This window comes from Nucisporomicrobium flavum, assembly GCF_016464385.1.
GTDB classification, from domain to species: Bacteria; Actinomycetota; Actinomycetes; order Mycobacteriales; family Micromonosporaceae; genus Actinoplanes; species Actinoplanes flavus_A.
Genome location: NZ_JADMLH010000021.1, coordinates 131,979 through 146,647 on the forward strand (window position 1 = coordinate 131,979; position 14,669 = coordinate 146,647).

Here is a 14,669-nt window from a genome sequence, read left to right on the forward strand (position 1 = left end):
GCCCCCGGCCCGCTTGATCTTGTGTTCGGCGTAATCTCAGGGCTGTGACTATTGCTCCCGAGGGCCGCCGCATGCTGCGCATCGAGGCGCGCAACGCCGAAACTCCCATCGAGCGGAAGCCTCCGTGGATCAAGGTCAAAGCCAAGATGGGCCCGGAATACACGCACATGCGCGGGCTCGTGCAGAAGGAAGGCCTGCACACGGTCTGCCAGGAGGCCGGCTGCCCCAACATCTATGAGTGCTGGGAAGACCGCGAGGCCACCTTCCTCATCGGCGGCGACCAGTGCACCCGCCGCTGCGACTTCTGCCAGATCGACACCGGCAAGCCGGCCGAGTTCGACGCCGACGAGCCCCGCCGCGTCGGCGAGTCGGTCGCCACGATGGGCCTCAAGTACGCAACGGTCACCGGCGTCGCCCGCGACGACCTCCCCGACGGCGGCGCCTGGCTCTACGCGGAGACGGTCCGCCAGATCCACAAGCTCCAGCCCGGCTGCGGCGTCGAGCTCCTGATCCCCGACTTCAACGCCGACCCCCAGCAACTCGCCGAGGTCTTCGGCGCCGCGCCCGAGGTCCTGGCCCACAACGTCGAGACGGTCCCCCGCATCTTCAAGCGCATCCGCCCGGGCTTCCGCTACGACCGCTCCCTGGACGTCATCACCCAGGCCCGGGCCGCCGGCCTCGTCACCAAGTCCAACCTGATCCTCGGCATGGGCGAAGAACGAGCCGAAGTCTCCCAAGCCCTCCGGGACCTCCACGCCGCGGGCTGCGAGCTCATCACCATCACCCAGTACCTCCGCCCCACCCCCCGCCACCACCCTGTCGACCGCTGGGTCAAGCCGGAAGAATTCGTCGAACTCCGCGAAGAAGCCGAGCAGATCGGCTTCGCCGGCGTCATGTCGGGCCCCCTGGTCCGGTCCTCCTACCGAGCCGGCCGCCTGTACCAGCAGGCCCTCGCCGCCCGCGGCTGAAGGCCCCCGACAGCCGAGCCCTCAAACCGACGGTCGCCGCGAGCATTCCCGCAGCCGGCGACCGTCGCAGGCAGCGCCGCCACGCGCGGTCCCACGACAGACCGCCGTGGCAGGCGGGGCCGCAACCGCCGCCATCGCAGACTTGTCCCGCGAGCGCGCGCCGCCGCAGGCGACCTCGTGAGGTAAGCGCTGATCAGCGCGACCAACAGACCGCGCTTCTTACGGCTACGCAACAACCCACGGCCGGCGGGTGGCAACGGCAACCAGCAACTATCCCTGCTGTCGGCGTGCGGCTGGTGATGCGGAGCTGCGTTCGCCTCTCGCAGCGGTGTGCCCGCCGGGTCGGCCGGATCGACGTACCGTCACGCGCGAGAGTGGTGGGTCGCGGCAGTGCGGGCGGCCCGCACGAAGGCCGCGACGTGCCGGGACCGGCTGCCCTCCGGCCACGCCACGACCAGCGTCGCGGGCGGGGCGTCTCGCACCGCACGGTACGTCACGCCGCGGTAGGGCCGGTCCAGCGCCGACTCGCCGACCAGCGCCACCACCCGTCCCAGCGCAACGAGCTGCATGAGCTCGCCGGCGTCGCGCACCACCGGCCCGGGGCCGCGGTCGACTGCCTCCGGCCACTGCGGCATCGTCTCGCCGGCCAGATCCGCCAGACACACGCTGTCACAGGCCGCGAGCCGATGCTCCTCGGCCAGGGCGACCACCCGCCGCTCCACGCTGAGCGCCTCGCTGGCCAACCCCTGGAGGTCGTTCTGTGGATGGTGCAGCAGGCCCACGTCGGCTCGCCCGCTGCGCAGCATCGCTGCGCGTTCGCCCAGCGAGAACGCGAACTCAACCGGCAGGGCGTCCGGTTCCGACTCGTACGCGGCCAGAATCCGCGGCAGCAGACCCTCGTCGCCGCCGGGCTTCATCGCGAGTACCAGCGACCGTTGCGCAGCGCCGGCCCGACGCGATCGGCGTACTGCCGCCGAGATCGCATCCAGCGCCACGCGCGCCTCACGGAGCAGCACCTCACCCGCCTCGGTGAGGTGATTGCCGCGACTCGTGCGCTCCAGCAGCGCGACACCCATGCGATGTTCCAGCCGCCGGATCGCGCGCGACAGCGGCGGCTGCGCGATGCCGAGCCGGACCGCGGCCCGGCCGAAATGCAATTCCTCGGCGACCGCCACGAAGTACCGCAGCTCGCGGGTCTCGACGTCGTCCATACCGCAACGGTATCGAGTCCCACCCGATCGATCTTGGACGCGAGTCCTGCCGCCCTGCTCGGATAGGGGCATGTCAACAACGAGGATCGCCCTGGTGACCGGGGCCAACCGGGGTATCGGCGCGGCGATCGCGCAGGGGCTGGCCGAGCGCGGCATGACCGTCATCGTCGGGGCGCGCGACGCCGCCTCCGGCGAGCAGACAGCACAGCGTCTCGGCGGCCGGGCGGTGCCGCTCGACGTGACCGATGACGGCTCGGTGCGCGACGCTGTCGCTCACGTGGAGCAGTGGTACGGACGGCTCGACGTACTGGTCAACAATGCGGGTATCTCCGGAGGTGGCGTGGGCCAGCTCGCCGGCGACGTGGACCTGGCGGTCATGCGTACGGTGTTCGACACGAACCTGTTCGGCGTAGTTCGGCTCACCGAGGCGTTCTTGCCGCTGCTGCGCAGGGCGGACGACGCCCGCGTCATCAATGTCTCCAGCGGCACCGGGTCGCTGACCTGGCAGTCCGACCCGGGCCATGCGTTCGCCTCGACGGGGGTCGCGCTGGCCTACCCGGCGTCGAAGGCAGCGCTGAACATGCTCACCGTGCTGTACGCCAAGGCCCTGGCCGCCGACGGGATCGCGGTCAACGCCGTGGCGCCTGGCGCAACTGCCACGGACTTCACCGCCGCGCTGGGCCTGTCGTTGGAGCGCACCGCTGAGCAGGGCGCCGCGATCGCCGTACACCTGGCAACCGTGCCGGACAGCCCGACCGGCGCGTTCCTGCAGGACGACGGTCCGGTCCCGTGGTGAGCCGAAGCCCCATGCCCGGCCGCGACGGGGCTCCGGCGTCCCTCGTGGCGTCATGATCGGATACCCGGATCTGCCGCGAACCAATTGCCTGGCCGCGTGAGAAGACGAAGCCAGTGTGGCGGGAGCGATGGGGTGGCGTGCCCCGGGGCGTCGTAGCGGCGCTGGTCGCCGAGGCGCTCGTTCTTGCCTACGGTGGCGTCGTCCAGGTGAGCCAACTGGCTGGGGCCGGCCGCCGTACCCGTGGGTGGCGGTGTACTTCGTCTCGCTTACCGTGCTGGATCCGTCAGCAGCGTGGCTGCTGCTCGATCGGCGGCGAGCCGGCCTTTATCTCGCTGCCAGCCTGCCTGTGGGCACCACCGCGTCAAGAATGGCGCAGGCGGTGATCTCCTGCTTGGCACCGGGATCCTTGGTGGCCGCATCCCGGGTGCGACCATGGATGCGGAACTGAGGCTGGCCCTCCAGGGGCACGGCCGTCCGGATCTGCCGCTGACCGCGTTGGGTGTGACTGTGTTCAGCCTTTCACGGTGGGTCCGTCGGAGCCGGTTGGGCTGTCCCGGTAACCGAGTTCGGCTGATCCCGTCGCCACCCGGACCTGGTAGCCCCAATGCCTGAGGGCCTGCACCATCTTCCCGGCGCCGGCGGGGTTGGCGGAGTGGACCTGGATGATGCCGATGTCAAACGGGCGTTCCTCGAAAGCGGCGTGCTCCAGAAGCTCGACCACCGGCCAGATCGTGTCGTCCTCGCCGAGGTCGTGGTCAAGCCAGAGCTCGTCAAGCCGTCGGTCGCGATAGCGGTTCAGCAGCGTGATCCCGTCCGCGCTCGTGCGAGCCACGTCGGCTTCGCGGCCATCGACGAACGAGCGCAGGTCGTCGATCAACACGATCCGGCCGGATTCGCTTGTGTTCACGTTGTGATGGTGGCTCACCCGCGCGCCGACGCACACTCATTTGGCCGGGCTGCGGTCGTTAATCAATGAAACGAGTAGCTGCAGACAGTGCTCGACCCATTCCGGGGTCCCGATGCGCCACAAACACGCATTGATCTCTACCGGGTTGATCCGGCCACCGCGTTCGGTCACCCACAGCGCCGGGGCTACGCCGACTTCCCCCACCTGGCCAAGGCGCACGGGGTCGGCGGGTTCGTGGGGACAATCCTGATCCGTATTGCTCGCCACCGCGACAGTAACCGGCGGCGCGCGTGGGCGGCAGGCGGTGACGGTGGCGACGGTCGCGGCGTGTTCGTTCGGCACCTCTTGGCTGATCGCGGCCGTGTTCATCCGGGCGGTCCGGGTCGACCAGGACGAGCACGGTGGTCTCGTCCTGGCGGTGCACGGCGAAACCGCGTAGGACCTGGTGCCGCACGCCGTCGGTGGCTGTCGCACCGCGAGCCACCCCAGCCGGGCCGGGCCGGCATGACCGAGCCGGTGGCGTCCGGCTTGACACTGATTTCACAACGTCATTCGTTCGTGCCAGGCCGTGAAGGTCAGGGGTTCCGCGGGGCACCGGCACGGCAGATTGAGCGGCACCACATCCGCTCTCCCGAAGGATCGAACCGATGCGCCCGATGCTGTTGGCCGTGCCCGCAATTGCCGCCGCCGCCGTGTTCCTCGGCGCGTGCAGCGCGCCCTCCACCGGAACGTCGTCGGCGTCCGCCACGACCACGTCGACCAGCAGCGCTCCGGCCGGTGCAGGTGCGGGCAGCGGCACCACGACCAGCAACTCGAAAACCGGCGACACGAAGAAGACTGGCGGCAAGAAGACCACGGGCACCAGGACGACGACCGCCGCGCCCGTCTGCCGGACCCGCGATCTCACCGCGGTCGTCACCTGGCAGCCGCAAGGCGACACCACCCAGACCCACCGGGGGTTGGTCACCCTCAGCAACAAGAAGAAGAACAGCTGCACCGTCGACGGCTGGGCCGCGATCTCGCTGGTCAACGCCGCCGACGAGGTCGTGCCGGTCAACACCAGCCAGGTGAACCAGCCCGGCAAACCCGTCAAGATCACGTTGAAGCCGGGCGCAAGCGCCTGGGCCGGCATCAAGTGGACCGCCTGCGACAAGAGCGACTCGTCGTGCGGTGCCGGCAACACCCTGCGCTTCAACCTCGAAGCCTCCACCGACGGGGACGTCGCCCAACTGGAGGGCTTCCCCAGGCCGGAGGACAGCAACATCACCATGAAGCGCCTGCAGATCGGCTCACTCCAGCCGAGCAACCAGGGCGTCGTCGCCTGGTAACGGCCGATGCCGGCCTGAAGTACTGCGTTGCCGCCTCGGTGAGGTCCGCGCTTACACCTCAGACCTGGAGCTGCTCACTCGATGCGATCCGCGCTGCTTGCCTGCCATACCACCAGCCGCTCAGTGCGCAGCGCCGCGACTTCGGCGGAAGTGAGATGCAGTCCAGTGGCTTCGAGTCCCCTCTGGCCGGCAATGTATCGATCCCCGCGCGGTGGCGGCCACTCGCCGCCATCCGGAGCGGGCCAGTGGTCTACCTGCCAGTTCGCCGAGGGCCCGGCCGCCGATTGCTACGCCCGGGGCCGGGCCTGCGCGGTCGCGACGGCTGATCGGCCGGGCCGTCGACGGCGCCGGGGCTGGAGAACGACACGGAAGGCGCCGCAGGCCGGGAAGACGCAGGTGGCGGCCACTGCGATGCCGTTATCTGCGCTCCGGTGACGGGTGGCGTGGGCGAGATCTGGTCGAGCAAGCGCTGCGCCACAGAGGCGTCGATCTCGAGGTCAACGCTGATACGAACATCGGCGGCGGTCGCCAGGTCCACGACGTCGTCGCTGGTGAACGCATCAGCTCCGAGAGTGCTCAGCCGCCGCGCGAACTCCTGCATGTCAATCATCCGCAGCCTCATCCTCACGTTGCTATTGATCCACCGTAACCCCGGCCTCGGTCGGCGGTCCCGCCACCACCGCCCGGACTTGCAACCGCCGATAACGATGCCAGCTGCTCGGCGGTCCACACCCTTCGGCGAGCCGATCGCGCACGGGGGCAGGCAGCATCACACATTGGGCGGCCCATGCCGGCCCGCGAAGGCGCGGAGATGCGGAATTGAGCGCCCGACGCCGCCGGTAACGAACGGCAGCAGCCACCGATGAGAGGTGCCGGCCAGGACTGATCTCAGCCGGTCAGCGGTGGCGGTACGTGAGACGCTGAGCCAAACGCGGCCCGCGGGTCTCCCGGGGAGTGAGCGGCGGGCCGGGCGGAGGTGGCTAGGGCAGTTTGGCGGCGATCCGGGCCGGCGGCGATCCGGGCCGGCGGCGGGCGGGGCCGGCGGCGGGCGGGGCCCGGGCTCGGGCCGATCACCGCGACTATCTGGTCGCCTAACGGCACGCCCCGCCAGCTCAGCTCAGTTCAGCTCAGTTCAGTAGGCCCAGCCGATGGGCGACAGCCGCCGCCTCCCCCCTGCTTGTCACGGCCAGCTTCGCGATGATGCGGGAGACGTGCACGCTTGCCGTTTTCGGGGAGATGTACAGCTGCTCCGCGATCCGGCTGTTGCTGTGCCCTTCCGCGACCAGCCGCAGCACCTCACGCTCGCGGTCGGTGAGTATGTCTGCTCCCGCGGGAGCCGGGTGGGTCGCCGAGCGTAGTCCGAGGCGCCGCGCCAGCGTGTCGGCCTGGGTCACGAGGGGTGTGGCGCCCAGGGCTGCCGCTGTTGCGGTTGCCTCCTCGATCGCTTCGGCGGCGGCCGTACGGTTGCCCGCGGCCGCTTCCGCCGTGGCGAGGCCCAGCGCGGCCACGGCGAGTGGGTAGCGCTGGCCGTCGGTGTGCCAGGCCGCCAGTGCCTCGCGCCAGGGTTCGGGGCTGTCGCCGAGGGTGGCGCGCACCTGGGCGGCGTACGCGCGGTCGACGGGGTGGCGCTGGGGCATGATCGCGGCGATCCGGGCCACGCCTTCGCGGACGTCGGGTGCCTCGACCGCCGCGGCCGCTGCCAGGAGGGGCCAGCGGTAACGGGCGCGGTCCGGTTCGGTCGGTTCCGCGATGGCGAGGCGGGCGGCGGCCGTCGCAGCCGCTTCGTCGCCCGAGCACTGGGCTTCGCGGATGCGCAGCTCCAGCAGGGAGAGCCGGTGCTCGCGGTGCAGGTACGGCCGCCCGAGGTACGCCACCGCCCGTTGCACCAGCGGCTGCGCCCCCTCGTGGCCGCGGGCCAGGCGCAGGTGCGCGCGGAGCCGGAGCCAGGGCAGGGCCAGCGTGCCGGGCGGGTCGAGCCGGGCAGCTTCCTCGAGCCGGGCGTCCGCCTCGTCCCAGCGGCCCAGCGCCATCAGCGCCTCCGCGTGGTTGGCCAGCAGGAACACGCCGGTGGTGCGGCTGACCCCGACGCGGTCCGCGTACGGGACTCCCTCGGCGGCGGCCGCCGCGGATTCCTCGTACCGGCCGAGCTCGAACAGGGAGTCCGACACGTTGACGAGCGCACGGGCCAGGTTGGGCAGGTCGCCGGTCTCCCGGGCGCGGGCGGCGGCCTGCTGCATCGACGGCAGCGCTTCCTCCGCGGAGATGCGCCCTCCGCAGACGCGGCCGTACGTGATGGTCGCGGACACCTCGGTGGCGACGTCGCCGGTCTCGGCCGCGGCCGCCATCACCTCGGTGGCGACCTGGGCGGCGAGGTCGTCGTCGACGCCGCCGAACTGGTAGGCGACGTCGGCCATCAGCACCGTGCGCTCCGGGGACGGCGGGGCGGCCAGCAGCAGCCGATACGCCTCCCGGGACTCGGCCGCGCCATCGCTCGTGCCTGCGGTGTAGAGCAGTTTGGCGCGGCGTACCAGCAGGCGGGCGGCCCGCAGCGGCTTCGCTTCCGGGTCGAGATCGGCCAGCGCGGCCTTCGTCAGCTTGAGGGCCCGCTGGTGGTCACCGGCCGCGATGGCCGCGAGCGCGCTCTCCTCGAGCAGGTCGAGGTGGCCGGCGCCGAGCAGCTCCGCGGCGTCGTCGACGACCTCCCACAGCTCGAGGACCCGCTGCAGCAGGCTGGACTGTTCCGCGTACGCATACCGTTCGGCGGCGGCGCTCGCCGCGAGCCGCGCGGCGGTGAGAGCCCGCGGGTAGTCGTGCGCGGCGTGCCAGTGGTGGGCGATCTCCGCGGGCGCGCGGCCCATCGCGACGAGGTGCGGCTCGGCCTCCACCGCCTGCGCGTACCGTGCGTGCAGCCGGGCGTGCTCCCCGGGCAGCAGGTCATCGTGCACGGCCTCCCGCACGAGCGCGTGCCGGAACTCGTACCCGCCGTCGGCGTCGACCACGATCAGCTGGGCCGCGACGACGACACGCAGCGCCGACTCCAGCTCGGCCTCGTCGATGCCCGCGACCCGGCTGAGCAGGTCGTGACCGAACGTCGTGCCGCCGACCGCCGCCACCCGCAGCACCCGCTGCGCCTGCTCCGGCAGCATGTCGACCCGGGTCAGCAGCAGGTCGCGCAGACTGTGCGGGATGTCGCAGCACTGCGGGTCGCCGGCCGCCGCGAACTGCTCGATGAAGAAGGGGTTTCCCTGCGCCCGCTCGTGGATGGTGTCGACCACGGCCGGCTCCGGCTCGGCGCCGAGCAGGTGGGTGAGCATCTCCGCGGTGCCGTCCCGCTCCAGCCGGTCCAGCTCGGTGCGCTGCACGCCACGCACGCGATCGAGCTCGGCCAGGAACGGTCGCAGCGGATGTCCGCGGTGCAGCTCGTCGGTGCGGTACGTGGCCAGCAAAAGCACGTGCGGCAGCCGGGCGGAGCGCACCAGGAAGCCGATCAGGTCCCGGGTGGAACGGTCGGCCCAGTGCAGGTCCTCCAGCACCAGCACGAGCGGCTGCCGCTCCGACACCCGCGCGAACAGCGCCGCGACGAGCTCGAACAGGTAGCCCCGCCGGGTCTCCACGGTGGCCTCGGCCGGCCCCAGCTCGGGCAGGAGGCGGGCGAAGTCGTGCTCCCGCCCCTCGAGGACGGAGGTGCCGTCGGCGTGCACGAGCTCGCGCAGCGCCGCCGCGAAGGGCGCGAAGGGCAGGCCTTCCTCGCCCAGCTCGAGGCACTGCCCGGTGAGCACGCGCGCGCCGTCGGCGAGCGCCGTACGGCAGAACTCCTCCACCAGCCGCGTCTTGCCGACGCCCGCTTCCCCGCCGACCAGGACGGCCGACGGCTCGGCGCTGCGGGTCCGCTTGAGCGCGTCGCGCAACGCGGCGAGGTCGGCCTCCCTGCCGACCAGGACGTCGCTGCTGGCGTGCGCGGTCACGCCGTCGAGCATGCCATGCAACCCCGCTCCCGCGCCGGGCCCGAAAGGTGCGATCACCACCAAACCTCCCCACGAATGCGAAGACGACCGAAGGGCCCGCGATCCCCCGTCGGCTCGCGGACCCGCCCCGGCCGTATCCGGCAGCACCGCCACCCAGCGACGCGGCCGGCCGCCAACACCGCCAGCCAGCGACACCGCCAGAAGGCGGCACGGTCAGCCAGCAACGCCGCCAGCCGGTACAGCTGTCAGCCGGTACAGCTGTCAGCCGGTACAGCTGTCAGCCGGTACAGCTGTCAGCCGGTACAGCTGTCAGCCGGTACAGCTGTCAGCCGGTCAAGCTGTCAGGAAGCGGCCGGGGCGCGCACCGGGCGCGGCCGGTGGGCCGGGCGGCCCCACCAGCCCTGCCGGTGCCGGCCGGCGGAGGCCTCGCGGGCGATGCGGCTTTCGGTCGCCGTCCGGTGCAGCTCGGCGGCGCGCTGGTGGTACTGGTCGAGGTGGAATCCGGGGTCCTGGAACGGGAACATCGGGGTCTCCTTGCTGGTCGTTCTCCGATGTCCTCGACTCTTCGCGGGAAGGCCCCGGCGCCGCATGGGGAAGGTGCCGCATTTCCCGGCCGGGCTGCGCCTTACCTTGAGGGTCCTGGCCACGTAAGGCAGTGCGCCGACCCTTACACTTCCGGGTATGGCAAAGCCCCAGGAGAAGGTGTCGTTCCGTGAGCGCCTGAAGCAGATCGGCCAGGTGTTCACGTTCACGGCACGGCAGGACAAGTGGTTCGTGCCGCTGATCGCCGCCGCGGTGCTGATCCCGCTGGCGCTGACCGTGCTGGCCGTCCTGCTGGGCTGGGGCTGGGTCTGGGTCCCGATCGGCATCATGATGGCGCTGCTGGCCTCGCTGATCGTGCTGAACCTGCGCTCGAACACCGCGATGATGAACGCCGCCGAGGGCCAGCCCGGCGCCGCGGCCTCGATCATGGAGAACATGCGCGGCGACTGGCGCGTACGCCCCGCGGCGAGCTCGACCACGCAGTTCGACATGGTGCACGTGGTGATCGGCCGCCCCGGCGTGATCCTGCTCGGCGAGGGGCAGCCGCAGCGCGTGCGCACTCTCATGGGCCAGGAGAAGCGCCGGCTGTCGAAGGTGATCGGCAACGCCCCGATGTACGACTACGTCATCGGTTCCGAGGAGGGCGAGCTGTCGATCCGCAAGCTGCGCACCACGGTGATGAAGCTGCCCCGCAACCTCACGGGCAAGGACGTCAACGCGCTGGACAAGCGGCTGGGAGCGCTGATGGCCCGCCCGCAGATGCCGAAGGGCGCCATCCCGAAAAACATGCGCCCGGGCGGCAAGGGCATGCGCCAGCAGCGCCCCCGCTGAGCCCGAAGCTACGAAGGATCGCTGAGCCTGAAGCTACGAAGGTTCGTCTTCGGACGAGGAATCCGACGAGGTATCCGACGACCAATCGTCGGAGGAGGAGTCGAGTAGCTCGCTGAGCACCGCGGCCGCATCCCGGTTCCCCAGAGCGGCCAGCCGGCGCAGCTCGTCCAGGTCGCCCATCTCGCTCGCGAGCTCCACCAGCTGGTCCGCCGCGTCCGCACTCCCGGCCTCGGCCAGGCGGCGCAGCTCCGCCAGGTCGCCGCGCTCACCGGCCAGCTCCACGAGCTGGCCGGTGGCGTCGTTGTCGCCCGCCGCGGCCCGGTCCCGCAGCGTCTGCAGATCGTCATCGCTCATGGTGGAGCAATCTAGCCCTCGCGCGAGAAGCAAGCGATCATCAGGCCCGCGCTCCCCCGTCGACCCGCAGGACCGTCCCGGTGACGAACGAGGAGCGGTCGCTGAGCAACCACGCCGCCGCCTGCGCGATCTCCTCCGGCTCCGCCGACCGCCGCAGCGGCGTCGCCGCTTCCAGCCGCTGCACCAGCCCCGGCGACGCCGCCTCCCAGGTCCTGATCATTTCCGTACGCGTATTGCCCGGCGCGATCGCGTTGACCCGGATCCCCTCCGGCCCGTACGTGATGGCGGCCGACTCCGTGAGGCTGTTGACGGCTCGTTTCATGGCCCCGTACGCGGGCAGCTCGGGGTTGCCCATCAGGCTGCCCACACTGGAGTTGTTGACGATCGCGCCGCGCCCGGCGGTGGCCCGGATGGCGGCGACCTCGGCGATCATGGACAGCCACGGCCCGCGCAGGTTCACGGCGTAGAGCTGATCGAACGCGGTCTCCCCGAGGTGGTCCATGGGGCCGGGCGGCTGGATGGCGGCACCGTTGTTGAATGCCACGTCCAGGCGTCCGTACAGGTCGACGGCGCGGTCGACGGCGGCGCGGATGTCTGCGGAGTCCGCCAGGTCGCAGACCACGTACTCGGCGGTTCCGCCCGCCTTCCGGATCTCGTCGGTGACCGTACGCAATTCCGTTTCCGTCCTTGCCGCCAGCAGCACCCGGGCGCCTTCGCGGGCGAAGAGCCGGGCCGCGGCGGCACCGATTCCGCGGCCGGCGCCGGTGATGAAGGCGACCTTGTCGTCGAGCAGTCCTCGTGTCGTCGTGGAGTTCATGATTCGAGCCTGCGTCCGGCACTGCGCCTCAGCCAGGCACCGGTAATACCTGGTTAGCCGGGAAGCCCCTTGGAAACACTGGGGGCGTGGACAGACAAGAGCTGGCGGACTTCCTGCGCAGCCGGCGCGAGCGGATCACCCCCGCGGACGTGGGCCTGCCCGCCGGGGCACGCCGCCGCACCCCGGGGCTGCGCCGCGAGGAGGCGGCGCAGCTGGCGTACATCTCGACCGAGTACTACACGCGGCTGGAGCAGGGCCGCGCGCCACGGCCGTCGCGGGAGGTGCTGGCCGGGCTGGCCCGCGCGCTGCGACTGTCCGACGCCGAACGGGATCACCTTCACCATCTCGCCGGTGCGCCGCCGGGTCCGCGCCCCGGACCCTCGCGTGAGGTCCGCCACAGCATCCTCGACCTGCTGCAGCGGCTTCCGCAGGCGGCGGCGATCGTGGTGTCCGCGACGTACGAGGTCATCGCCTGGAACGAGCTCGCCGCGGCGCTGATGGAGGACTTCTCCGCCGTTTCGCGCCGCGAGCGCAACCTCGTCCGCCGGGTCTTCCTCGGACCGCACCGGGACGGCCGGCGGCTGTACGGCGTCTCCGATGCGGACACGTTCGCCCGCCACTCGGCCCGGCGGCTGCGTGCCACGGCGGCCCGTTACCCCGGCGACCCCGAGGTGACCGGGCTCGTCGACGAGTTGCTGGCCGGCAGCGCCGAGTTCGCCCGGCTGTGGGCCTCCCACGACGTGTCCGACGAGCCGACCCTGTGCAAGACGTTCCAGCACCCGCTGGTCGGGCCGGTCACCGTCAACTGCGACGTGCTCGACATCGCCGACCGGGACCAGCGGGTCGTCATCTACACCGCGACGCCCGGGTCGCCGTCCGAGGAGGCGCTGCGGCTGCTCGCCGTCGTAGGCACGCAGCGCATGGACGTCACCGGCTGACGACGGGCGCGCCGGCCCGCTGCACCCGCTCGACGATCTCCGGGCGGAGCAGCGCGGCCGGCGAGTCGACCAGGCCCGTGACCCGGATGAACGCCTTGGCCAGTTCCTCGTCGTCGGCCGCGGCCAGCTGCAGCCGGCCGACGTATTCGCCGGTCAGCGGTGATTCCGGCAGCGCCGGACCGGTCACGCCGGGCAGCGCGAGGTCGGCGCCGACGGCGAGACGCCACGGCGCCTCCAGATGCCGGGACACGGCCGTGAAATAGCGGTGCGGGTCCGGCTCGCCGTCGTGCTCCAGCTCCTTGCTGAGGGCGTACGCGTTCATCGCGGCGATGCTCATGCCCTGGCCGTACACCGGGTTGAAACCGCAGACCGCGTCGCCCGCGACCAGCAGACCGGCGGGGAACGCGGCGAGGTTCTCGTAGCGGTACCGGACGTAGCTCGGATACCGGAACGGAATGGGCCGGCTCAACGGTTTCGCCGTGCTGACCACCTCGTACGTGTCGGGCATGGCGAGCGTGCGGGCGTAGCCGGGCATCCCGTCGAGGGTTTCCGGCGGGCGCTCGCCGAGCACGCCGGCGAGCGTGACCAGCACCTGCCCGCCTTCGAGGCGCTGCATGACGGAGCTGCGGCGCTGCCCCGGGAACCGCGCGGTGATCACGAAGACGTCGTCGCCGAACACCCCGGGCGGTTCGTCGTACACGCACGAGGTGTAGGCCAGGTTGATGGAGACCCGGTCGGCCGGCGGCGGCTCGAACCCCAGCTCAGCCAGCCACCGCGGCGTGCGCGTTCCCCTTCCGGTCGCGTCGACGACCAGGTCGGCTTTCACCGTACGCGGCTGAGCACCGCTGATCGCCGCCCCGATGATCCGCCCGCCGTCCGCCGAGGCGCACAGCCCGGTGATGTCGTGGCCGTCGAGCACCGTGACGTTCGGCAGCTCGCGTACCCGTCTGCGGATCTCGCCCTCGATGAGCGGCCGGCTCGCCGCCAGGGCGGGCAACCCGGCGTGGGCCTGCCGGAGCAGCCGGCCGTTGAGATACCAGCGGCAGTTGCCGAGGATGTCGGCGGCCATCCCTCCGCCACGCTCGATGTCGGCGGTCAGGCCGGGCAGCAGCTCCTCCATGATCTGCAGGCCCTGCGGCAGCAGGCCGTGGGCGTGCCGGCCGTGCGGCACACCGCGGCGGTGCTCCGCGCCGGACGGCAGCCGGTCACGCTCGACGATCGTCACGGTGGCGTACCGGTCGGCGAGCACCCGGGCGGCCAGCAGGCCGGCGATGCTGCCACCGAGCACGAGCGCGTGGTTCCGGTTCGACGTAGGCATCGCCCGAGTATCGAAGCCGGCCGGGGCCGGGGCTGTGCAGAACTACACAGCCCGGGCGACCGGTATGCGACACGATCGTCAGCTCGCGTCCGTGAAGAGCGCGGCGTACCGGCTCAGGTAGAGCGGCCAGCCCTCGTCGTTCGCGACGGCGTCGCCGATCGACTGCCATCCGGGGCCGTGCCGGTCGAGGTGGCGGTGCTCGAGCTCGACCCGGGTACGGTCCGGCGTCTCGGCGATGAACCGTACCTCGACCTCGCTGGTCAGGGCCGGGTCGCTCTCGACCTGCCACTGCGGGTTGATGTCCCAGGTGAACACGACCCGGTCCGGCGGCTCGTACGCCAGCACCCGCGCCCACCGGCACTCGGTGCCGTCGACGGCCCGGTCGTAGATGTGGCCGCCGACCCGCCGCTCGAACACCGTCTCGGCGATCGGCGCTCGCATGATGTTGTGCTCGGGCGGCTTGACGTCACCGAAGCGCTCGGTGAACACGGTGAAGGCCCGGTCGATCGGTGCCTGCACGACGATCTGCCGGTGCACCACGGGCGTTGCCGTCTCGGTCATGGTCTCTCCATAAGGTTGTTGATCGTCTGGGGTGATGCCCTGGATGCCCGGGGACGGTGGGGTGTGGCTGATGGTTTCTTGTCGTTGGGTGGTTTCCGAGGAGTGGCCGCCCTGCCGTTGCCGATGGCCTGG

14 protein-coding genes are annotated in these 14,669 nt (G+C 71.4%); 5 read left to right on the top strand and 9 right to left on the bottom strand.

All coding sequences use genetic code 11. The features are described from left to right. The first annotated feature begins 71 nt into the window (after nucleotides 1–71). The gene (gene lipA / locus IT780_RS35130; RefSeq protein WP_199516168.1) at nucleotides 72–968 is read left to right on the top strand and encodes a lipoyl synthase; all 897 of its coding nucleotides are present in this window, start codon (nucleotides 72–74) and stop codon (nucleotides 966–968) included. 362 nt (nucleotides 969–1,330) lie between these two features. Here the strand turns inward: lipA and IT780_RS35135 are convergent, their stop codons facing one another. Beyond that, nucleotides 1,331–2,179, bottom strand: a complete 849-nt coding sequence (locus IT780_RS35135; protein ID WP_199516151.1) for a LysR family transcriptional regulator — start codon at nucleotides 2,177–2,179, stop codon at nucleotides 1,331–1,333. Between the two features lie 70 nt (nucleotides 2,180–2,249). Between IT780_RS35135 and IT780_RS35140 the strand changes: the two genes are divergently transcribed. After that, nucleotides 2,250–2,975, top strand: a complete 726-nt coding sequence (locus IT780_RS35140; protein WP_199516152.1) for an SDR family oxidoreductase — start codon at nucleotides 2,250–2,252, stop codon at nucleotides 2,973–2,975. A 511-nt stretch (nucleotides 2,976–3,486) separates the two neighbouring features. Here IT780_RS35140 and IT780_RS35145 read toward each other — a convergent pair. Together IT780_RS35145 and IT780_RS35150 are read right to left on the bottom strand one after the other, a co-directional pair. Beyond that, nucleotides 3,487–3,882: a cyclic-phosphate processing receiver domain-containing protein gene (locus tag IT780_RS35145; RefSeq protein WP_307831535.1), complete on the bottom strand. Its 396-nt coding sequence runs from the start codon at nucleotides 3,880–3,882 to the stop codon at nucleotides 3,487–3,489. 36 nt (nucleotides 3,883–3,918) lie between these two features. Beyond that, nucleotides 3,919–4,251, bottom strand: a complete 333-nt coding sequence (locus tag IT780_RS35150; RefSeq protein ID WP_199516172.1) for a hypothetical protein — start codon at nucleotides 4,249–4,251, stop codon at nucleotides 3,919–3,921. 278 nt (nucleotides 4,252–4,529) lie between these two features. Here IT780_RS35150 and IT780_RS35155 point away from each other — a divergent pair, with 278 nt between their 5' ends. After that, complete coding sequence (locus IT780_RS35155; RefSeq protein WP_199516153.1) at nucleotides 4,530–5,210, top strand: DUF4232 domain-containing protein; 681 nt, start codon at nucleotides 4,530–4,532, stop codon at nucleotides 5,208–5,210. A 1,127-nt stretch (nucleotides 5,211–6,337) separates the two neighbouring features. Here IT780_RS35155 and IT780_RS35160 read toward each other — a convergent pair. Both IT780_RS35160 and IT780_RS35165 read right to left on the bottom strand, forming a co-directional pair. Continuing rightward, nucleotides 6,338–9,235 (bottom strand): ATP-binding protein, encoded by a 2,898-nt coding sequence (locus IT780_RS35160; protein WP_307831536.1) that lies wholly within the window; start codon nucleotides 9,233–9,235, stop codon nucleotides 6,338–6,340. Nucleotides 9,236–9,516: 281 nt separating this feature from the next. Beyond that, entirely contained in the window at nucleotides 9,517–9,699 is a 183-nt protein-coding gene (locus IT780_RS35165; protein ID WP_199516154.1) for a hypothetical protein, read from the bottom strand. Nucleotides 9,700–9,856: 157 nt separating this feature from the next. Here IT780_RS35165 and IT780_RS35170 point away from each other — a divergent pair, with 157 nt between their 5' ends. After that, nucleotides 9,857–10,549, top strand: coding sequence for a DUF4191 domain-containing protein (locus IT780_RS35170; RefSeq protein ID WP_199516155.1), 693 nt, complete (start codon nucleotides 9,857–9,859; stop codon nucleotides 10,547–10,549). Nucleotides 10,550–10,582: 33 nt separating this feature from the next. Here the strand turns inward: IT780_RS35170 and IT780_RS35175 are convergent, their stop codons facing one another. Both IT780_RS35175 and IT780_RS35180 read right to left on the bottom strand, forming a co-directional pair. Continuing rightward, the gene (locus tag IT780_RS35175; RefSeq protein ID WP_199516156.1) at nucleotides 10,583–10,903 is read right to left on the bottom strand and encodes a hypothetical protein; all 321 of its coding nucleotides are present in this window, start codon (nucleotides 10,901–10,903) and stop codon (nucleotides 10,583–10,585) included. Between the two features lie 40 nt (nucleotides 10,904–10,943). After that, nucleotides 10,944–11,720 (bottom strand): SDR family NAD(P)-dependent oxidoreductase, encoded by a 777-nt coding sequence (locus IT780_RS35180; RefSeq protein WP_199516157.1) that lies wholly within the window; start codon nucleotides 11,718–11,720, stop codon nucleotides 10,944–10,946. A gap of 86 nt (nucleotides 11,721–11,806) precedes the next feature. On the opposite strand from IT780_RS35180, the gene IT780_RS35185 reads away from it, so the two are divergent. After that, nucleotides 11,807–12,658 carry a helix-turn-helix transcriptional regulator gene (locus IT780_RS35185; protein ID WP_199516158.1) on the top strand — a complete coding sequence of 284 codons (852 nt, stop codon included), beginning with the start codon at nucleotides 11,807–11,809 and terminating at the stop codon, nucleotides 12,656–12,658. Here the strand turns inward: IT780_RS35185 and IT780_RS35190 are convergent. Both IT780_RS35190 and IT780_RS35195 read right to left on the bottom strand, forming a co-directional pair. Further along, nucleotides 12,648–13,976 carry an FAD-dependent oxidoreductase gene (locus IT780_RS35190; RefSeq protein WP_199516159.1) on the bottom strand — a complete coding sequence of 443 codons (1,329 nt, stop codon included), beginning with the start codon at nucleotides 13,974–13,976 and terminating at the stop codon, nucleotides 12,648–12,650. The genes IT780_RS35185 and IT780_RS35190 overlap by 11 nt on opposite strands. Nucleotides 13,977–14,054: 78 nt before the next feature. Next, the gene (locus IT780_RS35195; RefSeq protein WP_199516160.1) at nucleotides 14,055–14,537 is read right to left on the bottom strand and encodes an SRPBCC family protein; all 483 of its coding nucleotides are present in this window, start codon (nucleotides 14,535–14,537) and stop codon (nucleotides 14,055–14,057) included. Nucleotides 14,538–14,669: the final 132 nt, after the last annotated feature.

Coding starts and splice junctions, on each gene's coding strand:
- lipA (WP_199516168.1), top strand. CDS start 72: ATGCTGCGCATCGAGGCGCGCAACGCCGAAACTCCCATCGAGCGGAAG.
- IT780_RS35135 (WP_199516151.1), bottom strand. CDS start 2,179: ATGGACGACGTCGAGACCCGCGAGCTGCGGTACTTCGTGGCGGTCGCC.
- IT780_RS35140 (WP_199516152.1), top strand. CDS start 2,250: ATGTCAACAACGAGGATCGCCCTGGTGACCGGGGCCAACCGGGGTATC.
- IT780_RS35150 (WP_199516172.1), bottom strand. CDS start 4,251: ATGAACACGGCCGCGATCAGCCAAGAGGTGCCGAACGAACACGCCGCG.
- IT780_RS35155 (WP_199516153.1), top strand. CDS start 4,530: ATGCGCCCGATGCTGTTGGCCGTGCCCGCAATTGCCGCCGCCGCCGTG.
- IT780_RS35165 (WP_199516154.1), bottom strand. CDS start 9,699: ATGTTCCCGTTCCAGGACCCCGGATTCCACCTCGACCAGTACCACCAG.
- IT780_RS35170 (WP_199516155.1), top strand. CDS start 9,857: ATGGCAAAGCCCCAGGAGAAGGTGTCGTTCCGTGAGCGCCTGAAGCAG.
- IT780_RS35175 (WP_199516156.1), bottom strand. CDS start 10,903: ATGAGCGATGACGATCTGCAGACGCTGCGGGACCGGGCCGCGGCGGGC.
- IT780_RS35180 (WP_199516157.1), bottom strand. CDS start 11,720: ATGAACTCCACGACGACACGAGGACTGCTCGACGACAAGGTCGCCTTC.
- IT780_RS35190 (WP_199516159.1), bottom strand. CDS start 13,976: ATGCCTACGTCGAACCGGAACCACGCGCTCGTGCTCGGTGGCAGCATC.
- IT780_RS35195 (WP_199516160.1), bottom strand. CDS start 14,537: ATGACCGAGACGGCAACGCCCGTGGTGCACCGGCAGATCGTCGTGCAG.